We start from the raw sequence: 21,789 nt of genomic DNA on the forward strand, positions 1-21,789 counted from the left end.
TCAGTTGGCGTTCGCGCCGATTTCCTTGTCCCAGCGCTCCAGGAGCTTCTTGCGGGTGTTCGGATCGCCGTATTTGGTGAAGTCATAGTCGATCAGCTTGATGTCGGAGAACTTCGGCGATTCCTTCGGGACTTCTGCCTTGGAATTCGACGGCAGCTGGAACGACTTGGCTTCCTTCATATGCGACTGCACATCGGCCTTCAGCGCCCAGTCGTACCACTTCTTGGCGTTTTCCATGTTGCGGGCGCCCTTGACGATCGACATGGAGCCGATTTCGTAGCCGGTGCCTTCGCATGGCGCGACCGACTTTACGGGGAAGCCTTCCACGGCCACAGCCACGGCATCGTGCATGAAAACGATACCGATCGCGGTTTCGCCGCGGCCCGCGGCCTTGACCGGAGCCGAGCCGGACTTGGTGTATTGCGAGATGTTGGCGTTAAGCTTCTTCAGGTAGTCATAGGCCTTGTCCTCGCCCATGATCTGTACGAGCGTCGCCAGCGCGGTATAGGCGGTGCCGGACGAATTCGGATTTGCCATCTGGATCTCACCCTTGAAGGAAGGATCCAGCAGGTCGGCCCAGCACTTCGGCTCTTTGTAGTTCTTCTGCTTGAAGCGGTCGGTATTGTAGCCCCAGCCGAGCGCGCCGGCGTAAACGCCGACCGTGCGGAAGCCCGAGGCCTCCGCCTGCTTTTTCGCCCAGTCGTTGAGCTCTCCGAGCAGCGGCGATTTGTACTCCTGGGTCAGTCCCTCGGCGGCCGCCTGCAGATGCGGGTCGCCCGTGCCGGCCCACCAGATATCGGTTTTCGGGTTGCGCGCTTCGGCGCGTATCTTGGCATAGGTTTCGCCGGACGACAGGCGGACCATGTTCACCTGGATGCCGGTTTCTTTCTGGAACATCTGCTGCATCATTTCGCAGATGACGACATCCGCGGAACAGATGAGATTGAGTTCTTCAGCCGCACGGGATGCCGTGGCATTCGTCATAAGGCCAGCCGCGAGCGCAGTCGCAGCCATAAGAGCAAGGCGCATGATTTATCCTCCCAGATTTGGTGACGCCTCCACATCACCCGCTTTGCAAGCGTGTGCAATGGTTCCACGTACTTGCATCGCTTGTCAATAACCTATCGCTGAAGAATTCCAGCAGCATTGGTTGCCCCCATCATATATTTGTTGCACTCGTTTGCAAAAATAGGCATGAGATGGGCAAGGGAGGGGTGGCGATGAGCCGCAAGATTTTCGTCAGCGCCAAGGAGGTCGCCGATCGGGCAGGGGTGTCCCGGTCCGCTGTGTCGCGCACCTTTACGCCCGGCGCCAGCGTGTCGGACGAGACGCGCCGCCGCGTTACGGAGGCCGCCGAAGAACTTGGTTATCACGTCAACCACCTCGCGCGCGGGCTGATGCGCAATGAAAGCGGTATCGTCTGCCTGATCGTGTCGGAAATGGACACGCCCTATCGCGCCAGGCTCGTCCGCGCGCTGACCCAGCAGCTTCAGGTCACGTCGAAGATCGCCATGCTGATCAATACCGACCGTTCGGACGATAGCGTCGATCAGGCATTGCGGCAGGCGATTAGTTATCGCGCCGATGCCTCAATCATTCTCTCCGGGATGCCCGACAAATCGATCACCGACCTCTGCCTGAAGAGCGGCCAGCGCCTCGTGCTCATCAACCGTGACGAGGATCGGGAGGGCGCGCTGATGATCAACCTCAATGACCGGCAGGCGGCGCGACGCGCCTTCATCGCGCTGTTACGCGCCGGTTGTCGCAGTTTCGCCTTTGCCAATTCAGAGGCGATGACACCAAGCCTGATGGCGCGCGAGGAGGGGTTCTGCGCCGCCGGCCGCGAACATGGGTTCGAGGTTACGGTGGAGCGTTTCGGCCCGACGACCTACCAGAGCGGCGCTGTGCTGGCGCAGCGGCTTCTCACCCGCGAAAAGCGGCCGGATGCGATCTTCTGCGTCAACGACCTGCTGGCCTGTGGGCTGATGGATGCGGCCCGCCACCAGTTCAACCTCGTCATCCCCTCGGATGTCTGCGTCATCGGCTTCGACGACATCGAGCAGTCGTCCTGGTCTTCCTACAACCTCACCACATTTGCCCAGCCGATCGATCGAATAGCGACCGAAGCCGTAGCCTGGCTTGACCGCCTGCCCGCGGAACTTGGCAACTCTCAGAAGATGCACGCCGAACTGGTTTGGCGCGGATCGGTTCGGGGCGGCTGATTGCGATGCCGCGTTTAAGAGCAGAGCGAAAGATCGAAGCAATCAGACTGCAAGTTGGTTCGAGAGGCGATCCAGATCCTCCGAAATTGCTTTTGCCGCGGATTTCAGGATGGGGGCATACCGCTCGCAAGCTTCCTGCTCCGACTTGAATGCCGATTTGAAGTAGGTCAAACCGATGCTCGCCAGCACCCGATCGCCTTGACCGATGATGGGTACGGCAATCGTGTTGGAGTTTTTCGGCTCCACCAGCGATGACCTGACGGCATATCCATTTTCGTGCACCCTTCCCACGAGCCTCTTCAGCTCGTCGGGATGATGGCTAAGGGCGTTCTCCGGATCGTCCGAGCGCTTCAGGACACCGATGATCAGTTCGAATTCTTCCTTGTCCAGAAAAGCCAGATAGGCAAGGCCGAGGCCGCGGGTGAGAAGGTTCAACCGCTTGTTGACCGTGCTGTGGAACGGCGAAATGAAACTGTCCGGCACGGTGCTGAAACGTACCACCATCCTGTCATAGTCCGGCAACGCAATCGCCACCGGCCACTTGTGCTGCCGGGTCATTGCGATCGCCCATGCGCGCCCGGCTTCCACGACCAGAGGATCCTTGTGAAAACCGGAACTTAAGGAGGTTACCAGCGCGCTGACATGGTAGCCGCCCTGCCGGGGATCGTTCTCGACATATCCCGCATCTTCGAGAGTGCGCAGGATACGCACGAGAGTGGGCTTGGGGAGTTTCGTCCGGGCGTGCAGTTGCGCGATCGTGTTGATGGGCTGCAGGTTGAGTTCCTGCAGAACGGTCATCGCGCGTTCGACAGCTCGAATGCCCATGGATCCTCCTCCCGTAGCATCTTGGCGACCGTTTCGTAACGCGGAACGACAGCCAAGACAAGTTGTCGTTTCCCGGGGTCACGCTTTACCAGAGCCTAGTTGATTACAGGGGAAGATCATGGCTTCGGCAGACGATGCAAACCGCAATAGGGAACAAGTCCGGCAGCTTATCGCGGGCATAGACGACGGCGTGGCCAATGGTCTGTTGAAGGGTGCAATCGACCTTCACGTCCATTCCGGCCCGTCGACCATGCCGCGGAAGCTCGACCACATGGAGGCAGCCGACGAGGCGGCGGCGGCCGGGATGCGCGCTTTGTTGTTCAAGGATCACCACTATTCGGTGGCGCCCGTCATTCCGATGATGGAGCGTTTGTTCGGAGACCGCGGGCTGTCGATGTTCAGTGGCCTGGTTCTCAACAATTCGACGGGAGGACTGAACCCGTTCGTCGTCGACGCCCAGTTGAAGATGGGTGCCAAGCTGATCTGGATGCCGACGGCGCAGGCGGGCAACCATATCCGCAGCGCGCATCGCAAGACGCGGTTGGCAACCAATGTCGAGCTCCGGCCCTCTCCGGCGCTTACGGTTGTCGACCCCTATGGAAAAATCCTCGACGAGGTGAAGCAGATTCTCGACCTCATCGCCGAGTTCGATGTGATCCTCTCGTCGGGCCACCTGCATGTATGGGAAATCTGGAAGCTCTTCGACGAGGCGCGGTCACGCGGCGTCAAGCGGTTGCTCGTCAACCATCCCATGTACGGCCTGCATTTTACGTATGAAGACGTCCGCGACCTGGCCAAGCTCGGCGCATTGATCGAGCAGTCCGCCGGGCTTTATGTGGATTCCCGTTTCAACACCTACACGCCCGAGGAGTTCAGGGAGCATATTCTTGCGGCCGGCGTCGAACACTCCTCGATCGGGTCCGACCTCGGGCAGGTGGACAATCCGACGCCGGTGGAAGGCATGCGTCAGGCCATCAAGCTTTGCCTGGCGCTCGGTTTCAGCGAGGCGGAGGTGCGGACCATGGTCGCAGACAATCCCGCCCGCCTGCTTGGATTGACCGGCTGAACGTGGGTGCCGCGGTCGAAACCATGCAGGCTGTCCTGATCGAGAAGACCGGCGGGCCGGAAGTTCTTCAGATCGCTGAACAGCCGCGTCCGCGGCCAAAGCCGGGGGAGGTTCTGATACGGGTCTTCGCCGCCGGGGTTAATCGGCCCGACGTGCAGCAGCGGCGAGGGCTTTATCCAGCCCCGCCGGAAGCCTCCCCGATCATCGGCCTTGACGTCGCCGGCATGGTCGAAGACGTGGGCGACGGCGTTGATGCGCTCCAGATTGGAGACGCGGTCTGCGCACTGGTCAACGGCGGAGGCTATGCGCAATACTGCGTCGCTCCGGCGGTCCAGTGCATGCCGATTCCGCGTGGTTTCAGCTTTGTCGATGCGGCATCGCTGCCGGAGGCCTTTTTTACCGCCTGGAACAACTTGATATGGCTTGCCCGGCTCGGGAACGGGGAGACGCTGCTGGTCCACGGCGGGACGAGCGGAGTGGGAATGGCTGGCATCCAGATTGCTCGACACCTGCGCAATGCCACGCTTTTCGCCACGGCCGGCAGCGACGAGAAACGAGCCGTCTGCAGCGCTCTCGGTGCGCGGGCGGCATTGGATTACCGCGGCCGGTGGGACGAGGAAATCCGTGCGTTGACAGGAGGCGAGGGGGTCGATGTGATCCTCGATGGTCAGGCCGGACCTGACACGCAACGCCAGCTGAACCTGCTGAAAAACGACGGCCGCCTGGTTTTCATCGCAAGCCATCAGGGGCCGACCGCGGAGGTGGACATTCGTGCGCTTGTGCGTCGAAGGCTGACGATCACCGGTTCGACGCTGCGGCCAAGGCCCGCTTCCTACAAGGGGAAAATCGCCAGGGAATTGGTCGATCAGGTCTGGCCGTTGCTCGAGAGCGGGCTTATCGTGACCCGTATCCACGAGATCGTCCCGTTCTCGCAGGTTCAGGCCGCCCATACCATCCTCGACGAAAACCGGCAGATCGGCAAGGTTGTGCTGGTGGTCGATCCGGCGCTTGCCGAGACCATTCCTGTGCCCCGCGCAGGATCATGATGCTCCAGAGATTGGTCGGGCGGCAGTGGATGCCGCCGCCCGACCAATCTTCAGCTTTCGGGCAGCGGATAATCGTCTTCGTTCAGAACCCAGCCCGGCTTTGCCGAGAAATCCGCGCGCGGCGGTGCAAAGATATCCACCAGCTGATTGACGCCGGCAGATTCCGCCGTCGTCGTGTGGATGGCGGGTGGCGGGATGACGCAGATCGAAGGCGACTCGCAGTAGAGATGTTCGTCTTCGCGCCAGATATTCATGTTGGTCGCCCACGGCCAACGTAGATGATGGGTAAAGCTGCCGCTGAGCGCCAGAGAGCATTGTTCGAAATCATCGTGATGATGGGGCGAGACCTTGTCGCGCTCGCGGGGACCGATCCGCGGGGTAAGATAGTTGATCATGAAGGTCGTGCAGCGATAGATCCGCCCGAACCGCGACGGATCTTCGGGCACGTCCAGGGTATACCACTTCAACTTGAGTCCGCCGGGCGGTTCGGGCCAGGCTTCGAACGGCGGCACGTTGGGGTGCGGCCCGTTAAAGGCATCGGCGTTGGATGCCGCCTTTGCCAGGTCCTCCGACTTCGGAGTGAATAACCGGACGATCGTGCCGGAGGTCAGCAGTCGGATCGAGCTTGCCCCAGGCGGCACAAAGGCCACGGAATAACCCGGAACGATCGTGCTTCCTTCTGCCGTCGTAATCTCGACCGAGGTCTCCCTGTCCGGGATGATCAACGCATATTCGTCAGGCTGGGTTTCTCTTGAAAAGGTGCCGCCTTCCTTGCCGTTGCTATAGACGACGACGAAGTTCTGCCCGCGACTGATCCAGGTGTCGCCGTTGGCATCGCTGACCTGTGGGTCTTCCCGATAGAAAAGGCCGGTCTGAGAGCCGAAGTAGCTGGTACGCGCCACGGCATCCTTCTGCGCGGCACTGCCCTGCAGGCTCGACCGCGGGTCGCTTTGGACGTACATCTTTATCTCCCTTGCTTTGGATGTGTTTCAGATCGCCATTGGAAGCTGTTTTTTCAGCTTCAGGATCTCGCGCGTCTCACCGACCGTGGCGATCGTGCCTCCGAGTTCCTTCACGATTCGCACGGCCTTTTGGACAAGGACCGTGTTGCTCTCGGCCAGCACGCCTTTTTCGAGATAGATGTTGTCCTCCAGGCCGACGCGGACATGTCCACCCGCCAGCCACGCCTGCGCCAGCATCGGGAACTCGAAGCGCCCCACGCCGAAAGCGGCCCAATGCGATCCCGTCGGGAGAAGCGATTTCATATAAAGAAGGGTTTCCGGTGTGGCGATGGCGCCGTAACGAACGCCGAGCACGATCTGGAAAAGCGCCGGGCCATCGAGCCGCCCCTCCTGCAGGAAATGATTGGCAAGCTGTATGTCCCCTGTATCGAACACTTCGAGTTCGGGGAGGACGCCGGCATTTTGAATGATATCGGCCATGATCGCCAGATTGCGCGGCGTGTTGATGACCACCGATGTCCCGGAATACATCGTGTTGAAGTCGAGGCTGCAGATCTCCGGTCGCAATGCGGCGATATGTTCGACGCGAAGTTCCGGCCGCAGCAGGGTCGTCCCCGGCGCGGCAGTCTTCGGGTCGTCTTCGCTCGGGATGAAGCGACCGCCAGGACCCGTGGTGAGGTTGATGATGACGTCATCGTCGGCCGCCCGAAGGCGCTCGACGACCTCCCGGTAGTGGGAAAGCTCCATGCTCGGTCGGCCGTCGGGATGCCTGACATGGATATGGACGATGGCCGCGCCGGCGCGGGTCGCCTCCAGGCAGGCATTGGCGATTTGTTCCGGCGTGATCGGCAGGTAGGGCGTCTGCGAAGGGCTCGTTATATTGCCGGTAACGGCACAGGTGATGATTGTGGGATCGGCCAAGCGTCGCCTTCCTTGCTGAGTGCGGTCGTCTATCGACCATGAGGGTTCGCGTATTCGCTCGCACCGGAAGCCGCCGATCACAATTCTTATCGCCGGCCGTTTCGCGCCTAGAAACGTACAGGCGGCCGCAGCCGGCGTTCCGCAGCGAGAAACGGTACGGCTATTGGCTTCGTAGTTGCGTCCGCAGCGTATAGGCAGCAGCTATCGAAAGGCAGGCTCAATGACCAACCAACGTCCTCACTTCAGTTCCTTCCGCGATCGTTTGCTGGCGCGAGATCGGATGATCGGCACGTTCCTCAAGCTTCCGACCACCCAGGTGGTCGAGATCCTGGGGGCGGTTGGCTACGACTTCGTGGTCATCGATCAGGAGCATGCGCCGCTTGATCGCACCATTACGGATATGATGATCTTTGCGGCGAGGGCATCGAATATCGCGCCGATCGTGCGCGTCGGCGACTTCAGCGACGCGAATATCCTCTCCGCACTGGATTGCGGTGCCTCCGGCATCATGGTCCCGCATGTGACGACGGTCGAGAAGGCTCAGGCGATTGCCAGAGCCTGCCGGTATAGAGGCGGCAGCCGCGGGTTTGCGGGGCTCACGCGCGCCAGCGGTTGGGGCGTGGTTGGCGGTGTGCAGCATATGGCGATGCAGGATCGACGGGTGACATGCATTGCGATGATCGAGGATGCCGAAGCAGTCGAACATGCAGGCGATATTGCCAGGGTCGACGGCATTGACGCATTGTTCGTGGGACGAGGCGATCTTACCGCATCATTCGGCGACGATCCTGATGCCGGCGCCAAGGTGGCCGAAATCGCCACCACGGTGGCCGCGGCCGCTCGGGAGGCCGGCGTTCCCCTGATGCTGTTGCCGAATGGTAAGGCAGATCTGACCTTTGCCAAGGAGCTCGGCGCCAGCGCCATGTTGGTGTCGAGCGACCATGGCTTTATCCGATCGGCGGCCACCGCGGCGCTGAAGGACTATTGCGACTAATTGGCTGCCGCCGGCGAAACCCCGGCGAAACCGTTGTGGATCGCGATCCCGACACCGGCCGCTTTGGGGCGAGGGGCTTTTCGTGGGGGCGTCGACCGGGCAGATTAGCGACGTCCCTGCTTGATCGGGTTCGACCAGCGGGGGATGGCTGGATGGATACGCATTTTCATCAAGCTTTCGATAATGGGCAGGAACCGCAGAGGTCTTGCCGGGAGGGGAAATGACTGCCATCGAAATCCCGGAACTGAAAATTCCGAAAGTCGCGCTCGTCACCGGTGGAAACAGCGGGATCGGTCGGGCGACAGCGGCACGTCTCGCCAGCATGGGCAGCACCGTCATCGTCGGCTACAACAGCCGACGCGAGATGGCGGAGGAGGTCGTGAACGGCCTCCAGGGCAGCGGTCATGCTGCAATTCGCATCGCGATCGACGATCCGGCCTCGGTCACCGAGGCCGCCGCCGCCGTCGGCGAGAAATTCGGTAGCCTCGATGCCCTGGTGAATTGCGGAGGCGCCACCACACCCGTTGCGGCAAACGATTTCGACGCGTTGACGGATGATATCTTCGATCGAGCGTTGACGGTAAATCTGAGAGGCCCATTTGCCATGATCCGCGCATTTCGACCCTTGTTGGAACAGGCCGACAGCGCGACGATCGTCAACATCTCTTCCATTGCGGCGCGGACGGGGGTGGGAAGCAGTCTCGCATACCTGGCCGCCAAGGGCGGCCTGGATGCGCTCACCATTGCGCTTGCCAAGGTTCTGGCGCCCAAGATTCGCGTCTTTTCCGTTTCACCTGCCGGCGTGGACACGGATTTCGTTCCCAATCGGTCCCGAGACCAGCTGCAGAAGGTTGCGGAAAGGCTGCCTCTTGCGAGGATCACTGCCCCGGATGATGTTGCGCGAGCAGTTATCGCCTGTATCGTTCATCTCACCAGTTCGACCGGCATCGTCGTTCCTGTCGACGAGGGGCGCCATCTATAACGCAAGCATGCAAATTGCCCGAAACGTCGCGCGCTATTCTGCGACACGCCGCTTCGGCCGTCTTCGTCTGGTGAAACATCGTCATTGCCGCGTTGCCAGCCTTCACCAGCTTTGTATTGATCAACCATGTGAGCACGTTTCGTGGTGCGTTGATGATCATGGTCCATTCTCAAGAGATGGACCATGCATCGGGTATCTTACGATAGCGTGCCACTTCTTCTGAGGTGAGGAGCTCGGATGAAGCTTAGCCAGGACGTTTTACTGGGACTGTTTTTTACCACCATCGGTGTCGGGTCGGCAGTGATGGCGGCAAGCTATCCGTTCGGGACATCCAGTCGGATGGGGCCGGGTTATTTTCCTGTCATCGTATCGAGCCTGCTCGTTCTCACGGGCATTCTGGTTCTGTTCCGATCGCGGCTGACCCTTGGAGCGATACCGGAAATCGGCTGGAAGCCGATCGTCGTGGTTTCCCTCGCGATCCTGATTTTTGGCCTGGTCGTCGAACCGCTCGGTCTGCCGATCGCCGTCTTCTTGCTGACGGTCGTCAGCGCCACGACGAGCGAAAAATTCCGGCTCGACTGGAGAGCCTTCGCAGGGGCGGCTGCTTTTGCCGCGTTCTGTTCGGTCCTTTTCGTGGAACTGCTCGGCCTGCCTGTTCCGATTGTCGGAAACTGGCTGCAGGGCCTTGGCCTATAGACATCGCAGGAGTTTGACATGGATATATTCAACGGACTTCTGCTTGGATTTTCGACGGCGACCACGCCGGAGAACTTCCTCTACTGTTTTTTCGGCGTGTTTCTCGGCACGGCCGTCGGTGTGCTGCCTGGCCTTGGCCCCATCGCCACCATTTCGATGCTGCTGCCTTTCACGTTCGGACTGCCGATCGACACGGCGCTGATCATGCTGGCGGGCATCTTCTACGGTTCCCAGTATGGCGGCTCGACCACGGCCATCCTGATGAACATTCCCGGCGAGGCTTCGTCCGTCGTCACGACGCTGGACGGCCATGAAATGGCCAAGCAGGGAAAGGCTGGACGGGCATTGGCGGCGGCAGCGATCGGTAGCTTCTTCGCCGGTACGGTCGGCACGCTTTTCATCGCGATATCGGCGCCGCTTCTTGCAAGTTTCGCCCTGACGTTCGGACCTGCGGAATACTTCTCGCTGATCGTGCTCGGCCTGATCACGTCGATGGTGCTGACAAGTGGTTCCCTGCTCACGGCTTTTGGCATGGCGCTGTTCGGCGTTCTTCTCGGCATGATCGGAACCGACGTCAATTCCGGGGCCGCGCGCTACACATTCGATTCCGCCAACCTCCTGGACGGGCTGGATTTCGTGGTCGTCGCGACCGGCATATTCGGTCTGGGCGATGTTCTTGCAAATCTGGAGAATGAGCGGAACCGGGTCGCCAGCGTGGCGACGGTCAGCAGCCTGTTCCCGACTGCTGACGATTGGCGCCGAATGTCCGCGCCGATCCTGCGCGGCACCGGCATCGGCGTATTGCTCGGCGTGCTGCCGGGCGCTGGGGTCTTGCTCGCCTCCTTTTCAGCCTATGCGCTGGAGAAGAAGATTTCCCGGCATCCCGAGCAATTCGGCAAGGGAGCGATCGAAGGCGTTGCGGCACCCGAGGCTGCCAACAATGCCGCGGCGCAAACCTGTTTCATCCCGATGCTGACGCTCGGCCTTCCCGGAACCGCGACCATGGCGCTGATGATCGGTGCGCTGGTGGTTCAGGGCGTCCAGCCAGGGCCTGAAATCCTGACGCAACAGCCAGCCCTGTTCTGGGGCCTTGTCGTTTCCATGTGGCTCGGCAACCTCATGCTGCTGTTTCTCAACCTTCCGCTTGTCGGCATGTGGGCAAGGCTGATCTCGGTGCCTTACCATTTCCTGTTCCCGGTGATCTGCGTCTTCATCGCGATCGGCGTCTACAGCATCAACAACAGCGTCTTCGATGTCTACATGATGGCCCTGTTCGGCGTGCTCGGATACTTCTTCAAGAAAATTGGGGCAGAACCTGCGCCTCTCATTCTCGCGATGATCCTCGGCCCGATGGCGGAAGAGTATCTGCGACGGGCGCTTCTGATCTCCCATGGCGACGCGACGGTCTTTTTCACGAGCCCGCTCAGTCTCGGCACGCTGATCGTTGCCTTCCTGCTCCTCCTGTCGATTGTATCGCCGCGCTTCCGCAAGGTGCGTGAGGAGGGGCTGCAGGAGGCCGACTGATGGCAACAAATGAAGCGTCCGGCGCCTTCTGCCGGAAGCGCCTGACTCTGACCGAACCAATCGATCAACCTTCAGGGGGTTATGATGCAGCTGGACGATGACAAACGCCTTCGAGCTCTTCTCGATCGTGAAGAATTATTCGATCTCGTGCGCCGCGAGCGATTTGCCCGTGACCAACGTCGTTTCGACACCATGAGCGCATGTTTCCACAAGGACGCTTACATTCGTACAAGCTGGTATGACGCCCGCGGCGGAGAGGCCTATGTGGAGGCGACCCGCAAATGGATGGGCGCGACCGGCAACAGCAAGCACTGGGTGTTTCCGGCTTTCGCGCAGGTCAACGGTGATCGAGCAACCGTTGAAAGTCCGGCGATGATTTTCAACCGCGCACGCCCGGACGATATCGAAGTCGACGTTCACGTCTTCTGCCGCTTCTTTTCTCGGGCGGTCCGGGAAACGGGGACGTGGAAGCTGATGAGTTTCGAGGTGCTTTTCGAGAGGGACATCATGAAACCGGTCAATCCGTCGGATTTGCTGCCTGTCGATTGGTCGCTTCTGGCGACGATGCGGCCGTCCTACAAGTTCCTCACCTATATCCAGCACAAGCGGGGTGTGACGGTCAGTCCTGACCTTTTGGGGGACGATCGGCCCGACGAGCTCAGCGCTTTCCACGCCGGCGAAGAAAGCTGGCTTGCCGGCCATGAATGACGGCCGGCGCAGGAAGGCCATGCCGGCCGTTCCAAAGGGCGGAACGGCGATAGTCAGCAGTTCGCCCTGAAGAGCAGACAGGGTAGGGCTTTAGCCAAGGAACTCGATTTAACGAGTGGGAGGAGGAACAGAATGAACAGACGAGAATTCATCGTGCTGGGAGGCTCAGCTGTCGCGCTGGCTTCAGGCAGAATAGCAATTGCTGCCAATTGGCCAAGCAAGTCGGTGGTGGTGATCTCGGCTTACCCTCCGGGCGGCACGAGCGACATTATCGCCCGTCTCGTGGCAGACCTGCTGACGGCGAAATTCGGCCAGCAGTTCGTGATCGAAAACCTGGCCGGCGCGGCCGGTGCACTCGCAGGCGGAAAGCTCGCCCGCTCGGCGCCGGATGGCTACACGATCCTCATCAGCGGCAGCGCACCGATCGCCGCCAACAAGGTGGTGCAGACCAATCTCGCCTATGATCCTCAGGTCGACTTCACGCCCATCACGGTGGTTGCGGAAAGCCCGGCACTGCTGACCGCAAGCGCCAAGGCGCCGGCGAAATCGCTTCAGGAACTGATTGCCTACGCGAAAGCCAATCCCGGAAAGATAAATATCGGAAACCCGGGCGCCGGAACGAAAGGTCATATCTGTGCTGCCATCATCAGCCTGCAGACCGGCATTGAGATAAACCACATCCCTTACAAGGGCTCGCCACCTCTGCTCGCCGATTTGCTCGGCGGGCATATCGATTTCGCTCTCGACGCGCCGTCCAATTACCTGCCGCATATCAAGGATGGGAAAATCCACGGCGTTGCCGTGACGTCAGCACAGCGCATCGGCGAATTGCCGGATGTAAAGACGGTCGCCGAACAGGGGCTCAAGGACTATAATCAGACCCTTTGGTTTGGCGCGGTAGGCCCGAAGGGAATGTCTCCCGAGATCGTCAGTGCCATCCATAAGGCCATCAAGGAGTGGAGCGACACGCCCGCCGCCAAAGCCAAGCTGGCATCGCTCGGTCTAACGGCCGTGGTCAATACGCCGGACGAAATGCGCGGTTCGATCGAGCGCGAGATTGAATCACTCAAACCCTTGGTCAAGGCGGGCCTCGTGCAGCCGAGCTGATTTCGATTTGAAGGAGGGCGGCAAAGAGATTGCCGGGTGCTGAAGTTCAACGCCCGGCATTTTTCAGAGCAGGCTGGGCGGACTCGCCAGCTGCGGTCCTCAGCGACCGGATATCTCGTTAGGCAGGCAAAGAAGAGACTACATTGCATGAGCAAGCCCTTTACTCTGACCGTCAATGGTCGGGATCACGATCTGGATGTTCCTCCCACTATGCCTCTGCTGGACGTGCTGCGTAATCATCTGGGGCTGAAGGGCAGCCGATATGGCTGCGGGCTTGAACAATGCGGCGCGTGCATGGTGCTGATCGATGGTTCTGCAGAATATTCCTGCAGTCGTGAGGTCGGTACGCTTGGCGGCCGCAGCATCACCACCGTGGAAGGTTTGGGCTCGGCTGAAGCGCTGCATCCGCTTCAGCAAGCTTTTCTCGATGAGCAGGCAGGACAGTGCGGATATTGCCTGTCGGGTATTCTCATTTCGGCCAAGGCTCTTCTGGATCGTAATCCTGACCCCACGCGCGCCGAAGTCGCTGCGGCGCTCGATGCAAACCTCTGTCGCTGTGGATCGCATCCCCGCATCCTGCGCGCTGTGCTCAAGGCAGCAGCCGTGTTGCGCCATGAGGCTGCTTGATGACCGGGCTTGTCCACAGTCTGAAGGACAACCCGCGTCTGGACCGCTGGCTTCGCTTCCTCAGCGACCGCACGGTACGGATCGGCACTGGCAAGGTCGAGCTTGGCCAGGGGGTTCTGACGGCGCTCGCCCAAATCGCTGCGGAAGAGCTGGATCTGGGCATCGGCCAGATCAGCATGATGTCCGGCAACAGCGTGGAGGGGCCGGGGGAAGGCTATACCGCCTCCAGCTGGTCGATCGAGCATTCAGGCGCTGCAATTCGCCTCGTCGCGGCGGAGGTCCGCGCGCTTGTCTTGATGCATGCTGCCCTGCGTCTGAACGCCTCGCCGGATGAGCTCACCATCGTCGAAGGTTCCTTCTTCAGAAACGGCCTGCCGAGCGGGATCGACTATTGGACGATCGCAGGCGAGCTCGATCTTTCTGCCGAGGCGACAGGCATGGTTTCGCCGAAGCCTGCGGATGCCTATCGTCTCGTCGGCACTTCCGTTGCGCGGCTCGATCTTCCTGCAAAGCTGACCGGATCAGGCTTCATTCAGGACATGACGCTGCCCGGCATGCTGCATGCCCGCACCCTGCGCCAGCCCGGCCGCGGTGCTGTGCTGACGCTGCTCGACGAAGCGGCCGTGCGGCGCAAGGCCGGCGGCGATATCAACGTCGTCCGCATCGACAACTTCCTGGCGTTCGTGGGGGGCGACGAGACCGCCGTTCGCGCGGCGGCCGTCGCTGCGGCGGAATATTCCGTCTGGGCCAACGCTCGGACGCTGCATCCCGAACAGGCCACGGCTGAATGGGTGGCCGCACAGCCTTCTATTGACCGAGTGATCGGCGATCCTCCTGCTGACCCCTTATCCGATTGTATATCGGCAACCTTTTCCCGCCCATTTCTGTCTCATGGCTCGCTAGCCCCGTCCTGCGCGGTCGCAGTTTACCGCGATGGCATGCTGATCGTCTGGTCCCACGGCCAGGGCATGCATCCGTTGCGGGAAAACATTGCAAAAACGGTCGGCCTGGCCCTCGAAAAGGTCGCATGCCACCACGTGCAAGGCGCCGGTTGTTATGGCCATAACGGCGCCGATGATGCCGCGTTGGATGCCGCTCTTGTGGCATTGGCACTACCGGGTAAACCCATCCGGCTGATGTGGCGGCGGGAAGAGGAGTTCGGCTACGAACCGCTCTCCTCAGCAATGACCGTCACCGTCCACGCGGCAGTCGACGCCGCCGGGCGACCTGCCGATTGGACGACCGAGATATGGAGCGCCACGCATGGCCAGCGTCCCGGAGTTGGGGGCGCCTATCTTCTGGCCGCCGAGGCGATGAAGGAGCCACCGCCCGAACGCAATCCCTTCGACATTCCGCTCGAGCGGGGAGGAGGTGCGGTGCGTAACGGAATTCCGCTCTACGACATGGCCGCCAAGCGGATCAGCTACCACCTGATACACGACGTGCCGGTGCGCACCTCGTCGTTGCGCGGGCTCGGGGCGACTTTGAATGTCTTTGCCATCGAAGCCCTGATCGACGAACTTGCCGCCCGGGCCGGCGAGGATCCGGTGAGATACCGCCTGTCCAGCCTTTCCGACCCGCGGGCCCGCAGAACCCTTGAAAAGGCCGCGGCGATGGCCGGCTGGTCGTCACGTGACGCTGGCGGCGCCGGGAAGGGCTTGGGTATCGGCATCGCCCGCTATAAAAACGCGTCGGCCTATGCCGCGGTCGTTGCAGCCGTTGAGGTCGAGGAGGCGGTGCGCGTGACCGATATCTGGTGCGCCGTGGATGCGGGGCTCGTCATCAATCCCGATGGCGTCGTCAACCAGATCGAAGGCAATATCGTTCAGGCCATCAGCTGGGCCCTGATCGAAGAAGTAGGTTTTGGTCCGCAAGGGATCTCGACCGTTGATTGGCATAGCTATCCCGTCATTCGGTTTTCGGACATACCGGAAATTCGTGTCGAACTTATCGAAGCGGACCAGCATGAGGCGCTTGGAGTGGGCGAATGCGCCGGTGGGCCGACCGCCGCGGCCATTGGCAATGCCGTCGCCCATGCGTTGGGCATGCGCATCCACGACATGCCGATGACACGGGAACGGATCATGGCCGCCGCTTTGAGAGCTTAGGCGTCCGGCCGGCGACTTGGAGATCAATAGGGAGGAACGGGATATGGAGAATGTTGAGCGGCTTTCAGGCGGGCTCTCGGCTCTGAAAGGTGAAACGGTTCTTTTCTATAGTCCGGGAGCATGTTCGTTTGCTCCCCATATCGCTCTCGAGGAGACCGGCCGGCCGTTTCGACCGATCGAGACACTGCTCGGGAAGCAACAGCACCTCGCTCCCGAATATCTGGCGATCAATCCCCGGGGGAAAGTCCCATCCCTTGTGACGCCGGATGGCCAGGTGATCACGGAAAACACCGCGATACTGGCCTATATCGGCCTCATCAATCCCGAACTGCGCATGTTTCCGACAGATGTTGTCGAGCAGATGCAATGTATCGCGCAGATGGCGTGGTTTTCGAACACGCCGCATATATTTCAGAAAGCCAAATTCCGGCCCTATCATTTCGCCGATGAGGAAGAGGTTCACGACGCTATCCGGACGAAGGCAGCGGCAAGATATTGGGAGAGCATGGTAGAAATCGACAGGTTGATTGCCGATCACCATTGGATCATGGGCGAACAATATACGGTCGTGGACCCCTATGCGCTCGTCTTTTACGGCTGGGGCACGAGCAACGGCTTGCCGATGGAGACGCTCGAGCATTTCACCCGGCACAAAAACCAGATGCTCGAAAGAACAGCCGTGCGAACCGTGCTGGAGCGCGAGATGAATCCTCATTTTAGAACCGCTATCTCGACCAATGCCTAACCAAAGGCGGGCGACAGGCGGTTCAGCACATTATAGGGAAGCTCAGCGCAGCCGTGAAATGGCGGCGCTTCTGCCGATGTCCGCGTCTGCTTGGGGAAAGGGCAGTCCGTACCGCTCGCGGACAGTTTTTTCCTCGTACCGGGTACGGTAGACGCCGCGATCTTGTAGGATCGGAACGACCTTATCGACAAATTCCTCGATATCGTCTGGCGCGCGAGGCGGCTGCAGCGTATAGCCGTCGACGGTTCCATCCGCCCAAAGATCGATGATCCCGTCGGCCACCTCCTCGGGCGTACCGAGCAGGAGGCGGTGATGCCCTTCCGAACGCCGCACGACCTCTCTGGCGGTCAGCTTCTCGTGGGTGAGCAGATCGACAAGCCCAAGTCCCATGCCTACCGCCTGCAGGCGATTTGGATCGGGAATGAAACGCTCCGCATCCAGAACCGCGTCCGGATCGAAACCGTCAGGATCAATGCCGTTCTCCTTGACGAAGCGGGCGATCAGGCCGTCTTCCGAGCCGGCGCCGCTGAAGAGTTCGTGTTTGCGCAGTGCTTCCTCGCGGGTCTCGCCGAGAATGACGACGAGGCCGGGCACGATGCGAATGCCCAAGGGGTCGCGGCCGAACGCAATTGCCCGGTCCCTGACCTTCTTGCCGAAGGCTTGGCCGGCGGGACGCGAGAGGATGTTGCAATAGATGATCTCTCCATGACGGGCGGCGAGGTCGATGCCGCCTTCAGACGCGCCTGCCTGCGCGATGACCGGGTGGCCTTGCGGCCCGCGCGGAACATTGAGCGGGCCCTTGACGGTAAAATAGCTGCCCTGGTGATCGATCGCATGGGCGCTGGTCGCATCCCAGAAACGGTCTTCCGGCACTTTGCCTTCGCGAGAGGGGTCCCAGCTCGCCCAGAGCTTTTTGGCGACGTCGAGGAATTCCGATGCCTTCGCGTAACGTTGGTTGCGCGGCGGTAGCGGCTCCGAACCAAAATTGGCGGCGACGTTCGGATTGAAGGAAGAGACGATATTGATAATCAGTCTGCCGCCCGAAATGATGTCCGTCGATTGGGTGCGGCGTGCGAGGTTATAGGGCGAATTGTAGGTCGAGGACATGGTCGCCACGAAACCGATATCCGGCACTTGGGCGGCAAGCGCCGTGCAGAGGATCAGTGGATCGATTGTGTGGAAGGGGCGGCCATTCGGATCGGTCATCAGCGCCGGATGGTCGGAGAAGAACACCGCGTCGAACAGGCCCTTGTGGGCAAGCTCGGTCAGGCGCCGGTAATAGTCGGGATCGGTGATCTCGTGCCGGTTGCCCGTCCGGTATTTCCAGGCATTGCCGAGATAACCGGTCGTGTTGATGCCGACATTGAGGTTGAGCTTGCGCGGGGTGTTGGCCATGGGTCTGGGTATCCTGGTTGGGCGGGCCGGTCAGTAGGCGGCAGTGAAGCGCCGGCGGACGAACTGGCCCCTGTCGAGTTCGTCGAGAATGGCGATGGCGAAGTCGGCCTCCGAGATGCGGCTCTCGCCGGCTTCATCGCGCAGCAGACGGTCTTCGCCCAGTTGGAACTTGCCGGTGCGTTCGCCAGCCTTGATCGAAAGCGGTGGCGAGACATAGGTCCAGTCGAGATCGTGGTCACCGCGCTTGAGGCTCCTCAGGATCTCGCGGTTGCGCAGCGTATGGGCCTTGTGTTCGGCTGGGTAGAAATCGCTGTCGACCACATCGACACCCGGACTCGCCTCCAGACTGCCGACGCCGCCGACGATGATGAGGCGGCGGACGCCTGCGTGTTTGATCCCCGCAAACAGCGCGTCATGCGCTCTGTGGATGAGTTCGGCCGCTTCCTCCGCAGAATAGCGGCGCAGGCCGGGACTGTAGGCACTGATCACCGCATCATGGCCGGCGGCAATCTTTGCGACGTCGTCGGCATTGGCGATATCCGCCTTGAGGACAGCCAAGCGCTCAGCGGGTTCGATCTCTGTCGAGCGGGTGACGGCGGTGACGCGGTGGCCGCGGGATAGCGCTTCCTTTCGAATATTGCTGCCGATGTTTCCGGAGGCGCCGAAGACGACGATGGACATGAGATTATTTCCTTGAAGCTATTGGGGAGCGGCCACGGCCGAAATCGGCCGGCCGGCACCGACATTGCGTAACATTGCCGAAAGAGAGGAGCGCACGGCCTCGTAGCCGTGCTCGCGCATGGCATTTTCATAATCGTTGACGGCAGCCGCCTGGAGTTTGCCGTGGCGGCGGGCGGCGACGATCTGAGGCACGAGAAGGCCGGTATCGTAGAGCGCGGTATTGCCGCCCAGCGCGCGAAAATAGGTCATGGCGTGGATGGCGTCGCCAAGCAGGGTGACCGGTCCCGTCTGCCAAATGGCGCCGGGCGTCGAACTCTTCACCTTGAGGAAGGCGACGGTCGAGGGATCGGTATGCCGGATAAGCTTCAGGATGCGCTCGTCCCAATGTGCGATACGCGCGAGAAGCACCTCGAGCAATGCAGCGCCGTCCAGCTTTTCCAAGGCTTCGTCCGGTCCGAGCTCGCCGGTGTCGTAGGCCGTGTTCCACCAGGCATAGCTGGCGGTGTTGTTGAAGTGGAACCCGGGGATACCCCGATGGCTTGGGTCCTCGGTGCCAATCAGGCCATGGCGCGCGTAAGCAGCCGGATTGACCCGGTGGCTGGTGATCATCAGCGTGCGGCCGTCGCGCGGGCGGATATGGGTGTTGAAGTCGGTGAGCAACGGCGAGATGCCATGGCGTTCGGCATCCCTGAGCGTGATCTTTCCTGCGAGACGACGTACGCCGGTATCGATGCTGGTGAGATCAGGCAGGAGCTGGCGTCGCACCGCCGATCCCGCCCCGTCGGCACCGACCAGCAGATTGGCGCGCACTGCCGAGCCGTCGGCAAAATGAGCGATCACCGTGCCATCCGGCTGAAGAGCGTATCGTTCAAAACGTTTGCCGGTTTGAACGATATCGTCGAGGCCGGAAAGCAGGATCTGTCGCAGCGTGATGCGGCTTACGGATTTTTCGATATGCGTATCTTCCGGCTCCCCGCTGCCACGCCCCGTGTCCTCCAGCCGATTAAACTGCGCGTCGAGTACAAGATTTTCCGTTGGCGCAAGGCCGAGAGTATCGAGAAAGGCGTCGTACAGATGCGGCGGCAGGTTGGCCTGAAGCGCATCGATGCCGCGCTGGCGGATACGCATGCGAAAGCCCTGCACATAGTCGGCGCGGACCGGATCGCGCTCGAAGACGGCGGTATCGATGCCGTTTTTCTTGAGGCCCTGAGCCAGGGCGAGGCCTCCAGGGCCGCCGCCGATGATGGCGATGTCGACGAAGGGAATACTCATGGGTTCTATCCAACCAGGGCCGCTTCGGCGGCGAGATAATCTGACACGAAGGCCTCGACGCTTCGCGGTGGTCGCCCCAGGATCGAGGCGACGAGATCCGTCGTAACGGCCGCGCGGCCGGCGGCGATAAGGGTGGCGAATTGCGCGACGGCCCGATGTTCAAAATCAGTATCGGAAGGGCCGATGGCAGGCCGCTTCTCGATCGCCGTGACCCGTCGCCCAAGCGCTGTCGCGATGAGGCTTGCGATCTGCCGCGGCGTCCTCACGTCAGGGCCCGTCAGGTTGAACGCGCCGGCGTCGGCGATACGGTCGGCGAGAAGAAGATGGACGGCGACATCGGCTATGTCGCGGGCATCGATATATCCGACGCCGGCATCAAGGTTCGCGGCGGTGACGGGATTGCCGGCCAGGACGTGTTTGATGGTGTTGGCAAGCGACACTTGCATCCACGCATTTGGACGAAGGGAAACCGATTCAATCGAAAGGCGGCGGAGGTGTTGCTCGACGGCCGCGTGGGCGTCACCGGAAATCGAGACGCCGGGCGGATCGATCGTCCAGTCCGAACCGGAAATCTTGACGATGCGCTGCACGCCCGCGGCCTCGGCGGCGTTGGCGACGGCAATCTGGTCCGCTGCCAGCCTTTCACTGATCGGTGACAGGAGGAGAAGCCGCCCGACGCCCCGGATGGCGGCATCGAGCGAGTAGCGGTCGGCAAATTCGCCGGCGGCGATCTGGACGGCGGTGCCGAACAGGTTGCGTGCCGTTTCCGGCCGGCGGGTGAGGATCCGGACCGGCCGGTTCTGCGCGACGAGCCGTTCGACGATAAGCCGGCCCAGCCTCCCGGTCGCGCCGGTAACGAGGATCCGGCTCATGCGGCTGCCCGCCGGTTTGCAGCTTCCAATGGACCGCTGTCGATCCAGGCCGAAACATCGAAATCGGCGGGAATGAAGCCCCATTCGAGCAGGAAATTCTTGAAGTGGTCGAAAGCGGCGATCTGGTCTGCATCCAGCGAGAGCGTCAAGTGCTTGTGCACGTTGGGGCCATTTGCCGCCCAGACCGCATCTTCGCCAACGCCGATCTCATTGGCGATCAAGCGTACCGCATCTCCCGGATTGGCCTCAGCCCACGCCGCCACGCCGCGGATGGTTTCGACAAGCTCGGTAACGAGGTCGAAATGCTCGTCGAGGAAGCGCGCATCGACCGTCAGGGGCCGCGGCGTGCCATTGTTAATGCGAATCTTCGCGTCGGGATGGAAGCCGAATTCCGAGACGACGACGGCGCCGATCTGGTTGGCAAGCACGATGCCTTCCGCACCCTTGACGAAAAAGGCGTCGATGTCGCCGCGGGCAAGGGCCAGAAGTTCGTCGCCATAAGGGTAACGGCGCTTCAGGCCGAGAAAGGCGGTGTTGCCCCGCTCGATCAGGTCGGCCTCGGTGCTGTCGAGATAGACGAGTTTGACGTCATCGTGCGTCAGGCCATCGAGCGAAAGCGCCGAAACAATCCCTTTCAGAGCCGTGGCTCGCTGGAAATCGACGATCTTCTCGTCCGGCTTGCGCGGCACGCCGAGGCGACGGCCCTTCAAGTCGGCGCCGGTCTTTATGCCGGAGGAGGGGAGCGCGATGATCGCCTGGAACTCATCGGTGCTGGTGATGCCGATGACGCGGGTCTCGCGTCCGCCGGAGCGTGCCCAGATCGGCGGGATATTGCCCCCCTGCCGGAAAGAATAGTCGAGCGTATGGGTGAAATGGCTCTGACGAGCGACGGGATCCTTGCTGTCGCGGATCGAGCGGACAACGACCCCGGAGGATTCGAACTGCCGGTCGATCCAGCCGAGCTGGTGGGCGATGGAGAGGGGCGTCGGCGCCGGGCAGCGCGTGTACCAGACGGAGGAGAGAAAAGACATGATGG

21 protein-coding genes are annotated in these 21,789 nt (G+C 61.2%); 12 read left to right on the forward strand and 9 right to left on the reverse strand.

Going from position 1 to position 21,789, the window contains the following annotated elements; all coding sequences use genetic code 11:
• Positions 1–1,029 (reverse strand): ABC transporter substrate-binding protein, encoded by a 1,029-nt coding sequence (locus tag ACZ9IU_RS24065; protein ID WP_040125560.1) that lies wholly within the window; start codon positions 1,027–1,029, stop codon positions 1–3.
• A 191-nt stretch (positions 1,030–1,220) separates the two neighbouring features.
• Between ACZ9IU_RS24065 and ACZ9IU_RS24070 the strand changes: the two genes are divergently transcribed.
• Positions 1,221–2,222: a LacI family DNA-binding transcriptional regulator gene (locus ACZ9IU_RS24070; protein WP_040125923.1), complete on the forward strand. Its 1,002-nt coding sequence runs from the start codon at positions 1,221–1,223 to the stop codon at positions 2,220–2,222.
• Positions 2,223–2,264: 42 nt separating this feature from the next.
• Here ACZ9IU_RS24070 and ACZ9IU_RS24075 read toward each other — a convergent pair whose 3' ends face one another.
• Positions 2,265–3,047 carry a helix-turn-helix domain-containing protein gene (locus tag ACZ9IU_RS24075; RefSeq protein ID WP_040125559.1) on the reverse strand — a complete coding sequence of 261 codons (783 nt, stop codon included), beginning with the start codon at positions 3,045–3,047 and terminating at the stop codon, positions 2,265–2,267.
• Between the two features lie 118 nt (positions 3,048–3,165).
• Between ACZ9IU_RS24075 and ACZ9IU_RS24080 the strand changes: the two genes are divergently transcribed.
• Positions 3,166–4,113, forward strand: a complete 948-nt coding sequence (locus tag ACZ9IU_RS24080) for a DUF6282 family protein (RefSeq protein ID WP_051900656.1) — start codon at positions 3,166–3,168, stop codon at positions 4,111–4,113.
• Between the two features lie 23 nt (positions 4,114–4,136).
• Positions 4,137–5,159: an NAD(P)H-quinone oxidoreductase gene (locus tag ACZ9IU_RS24085; RefSeq protein WP_040125921.1), complete on the forward strand. Its 1,023-nt coding sequence runs from the start codon at positions 4,137–4,139 to the stop codon at positions 5,157–5,159.
• A 50-nt stretch (positions 5,160–5,209) separates the two neighbouring features.
• Here ACZ9IU_RS24085 and ACZ9IU_RS24090 read toward each other — a convergent pair whose 3' ends face one another.
• Positions 5,210–6,121 carry a cupin domain-containing protein gene (locus ACZ9IU_RS24090; RefSeq protein WP_040125558.1) on the reverse strand — a complete coding sequence of 304 codons (912 nt, stop codon included), beginning with the start codon at positions 6,119–6,121 and terminating at the stop codon, positions 5,210–5,212.
• Between the two features lie 27 nt (positions 6,122–6,148).
• Entirely contained in the window at positions 6,149–7,042 is an 894-nt protein-coding gene (locus ACZ9IU_RS24095) for a beta-keto acid cleavage family enzyme (RefSeq protein WP_040125557.1), read from the reverse strand.
• A gap of 220 nt (positions 7,043–7,262) precedes the next feature.
• Here ACZ9IU_RS24095 and ACZ9IU_RS24100 point away from each other — a divergent pair, with 220 nt between their 5' ends.
• From ACZ9IU_RS24100 to ACZ9IU_RS24140, 9 genes are all read left to right on the forward strand, one after another.
• Entirely contained in the window at positions 7,263–8,036 is a 774-nt protein-coding gene (locus ACZ9IU_RS24100) for an HpcH/HpaI aldolase family protein (protein WP_040125556.1), read from the forward strand.
• A 220-nt stretch (positions 8,037–8,256) separates the two neighbouring features.
• The gene (locus ACZ9IU_RS24105; protein ID WP_051900655.1) at positions 8,257–9,018 is read left to right on the forward strand and encodes an SDR family NAD(P)-dependent oxidoreductase; all 762 of its coding nucleotides are present in this window, start codon (positions 8,257–8,259) and stop codon (positions 9,016–9,018) included.
• Between the two features lie 237 nt (positions 9,019–9,255).
• Positions 9,256–9,714 (forward strand): tripartite tricarboxylate transporter TctB family protein, encoded by a 459-nt coding sequence (locus tag ACZ9IU_RS24110; protein WP_040125555.1) that lies wholly within the window; start codon positions 9,256–9,258, stop codon positions 9,712–9,714.
• Positions 9,715–9,732: 18 nt separating this feature from the next.
• Positions 9,733–11,238, forward strand: a complete 1,506-nt coding sequence (locus ACZ9IU_RS24115) for a tripartite tricarboxylate transporter permease (RefSeq protein ID WP_040125554.1) — start codon at positions 9,733–9,735, stop codon at positions 11,236–11,238.
• Between the two features lie 84 nt (positions 11,239–11,322).
• Positions 11,323–11,946: a nuclear transport factor 2 family protein gene (locus ACZ9IU_RS24120; RefSeq protein WP_040125919.1), complete on the forward strand. Its 624-nt coding sequence runs from the start codon at positions 11,323–11,325 to the stop codon at positions 11,944–11,946.
• Between the two features lie 132 nt (positions 11,947–12,078).
• The gene (locus tag ACZ9IU_RS24125) at positions 12,079–13,053 is read left to right on the forward strand and encodes a Bug family tripartite tricarboxylate transporter substrate binding protein (protein ID WP_051900653.1); all 975 of its coding nucleotides are present in this window, start codon (positions 12,079–12,081) and stop codon (positions 13,051–13,053) included.
• 147 nt (positions 13,054–13,200) lie between these two features.
• Entirely contained in the window at positions 13,201–13,680 is a 480-nt protein-coding gene (locus ACZ9IU_RS24130; RefSeq protein WP_080719388.1) for a (2Fe-2S)-binding protein, read from the forward strand.
• Entirely contained in the window at positions 13,680–15,788 is a 2,109-nt protein-coding gene (locus ACZ9IU_RS24135; protein WP_051900651.1) for a molybdopterin cofactor-binding domain-containing protein, read from the forward strand. Before ACZ9IU_RS24130 ends, ACZ9IU_RS24135 begins: the two co-directional genes overlap by 1 nt.
• Before the next feature lie 43 nt (positions 15,789–15,831).
• Complete coding sequence (locus tag ACZ9IU_RS24140; RefSeq protein WP_051900650.1) at positions 15,832–16,533, forward strand: glutathione S-transferase family protein; 702 nt, start codon at positions 15,832–15,834, stop codon at positions 16,531–16,533.
• A gap of 42 nt (positions 16,534–16,575) precedes the next feature.
• Here ACZ9IU_RS24140 and ACZ9IU_RS24145 read toward each other — a convergent pair whose 3' ends face one another.
• Genes ACZ9IU_RS24145 through ACZ9IU_RS24165 form a run of 5 tightly spaced genes read right to left on the reverse strand, consistent with a single transcriptional unit; the run spans position 16,576 to position 21,784 of the window.
• Positions 16,576–17,928 (reverse strand): NtaA/DmoA family FMN-dependent monooxygenase, encoded by a 1,353-nt coding sequence (locus tag ACZ9IU_RS24145; protein ID WP_040125552.1) that lies wholly within the window; start codon positions 17,926–17,928, stop codon positions 16,576–16,578.
• A 30-nt stretch (positions 17,929–17,958) separates the two neighbouring features.
• The gene (locus ACZ9IU_RS24150; RefSeq protein WP_040125551.1) at positions 17,959–18,609 is read right to left on the reverse strand and encodes an NAD(P)-dependent oxidoreductase; all 651 of its coding nucleotides are present in this window, start codon (positions 18,607–18,609) and stop codon (positions 17,959–17,961) included.
• An 18-nt stretch (positions 18,610–18,627) separates the two neighbouring features.
• Positions 18,628–19,881: an FAD-dependent oxidoreductase gene (locus tag ACZ9IU_RS24155; protein WP_040125550.1), complete on the reverse strand. Its 1,254-nt coding sequence runs from the start codon at positions 19,879–19,881 to the stop codon at positions 18,628–18,630.
• Between the two features lie 5 nt (positions 19,882–19,886).
• Positions 19,887–20,753, reverse strand: a complete 867-nt coding sequence (locus ACZ9IU_RS24160; protein WP_040125549.1) for an NmrA family NAD(P)-binding protein — start codon at positions 20,751–20,753, stop codon at positions 19,887–19,889.
• Positions 20,750–21,784, reverse strand: coding sequence for an ABC transporter substrate-binding protein (locus tag ACZ9IU_RS24165; protein ID WP_040125548.1), 1,035 nt, complete (start codon positions 21,782–21,784; stop codon positions 20,750–20,752). The genes ACZ9IU_RS24160 and ACZ9IU_RS24165 overlap by 4 nt, the downstream gene beginning before the upstream one ends.
• Between the last annotated feature and the right edge of the window lie 5 nt (positions 21,785–21,789).

Source organism: Mesorhizobium sp. USDA 4132 (genome assembly GCF_056279545.1).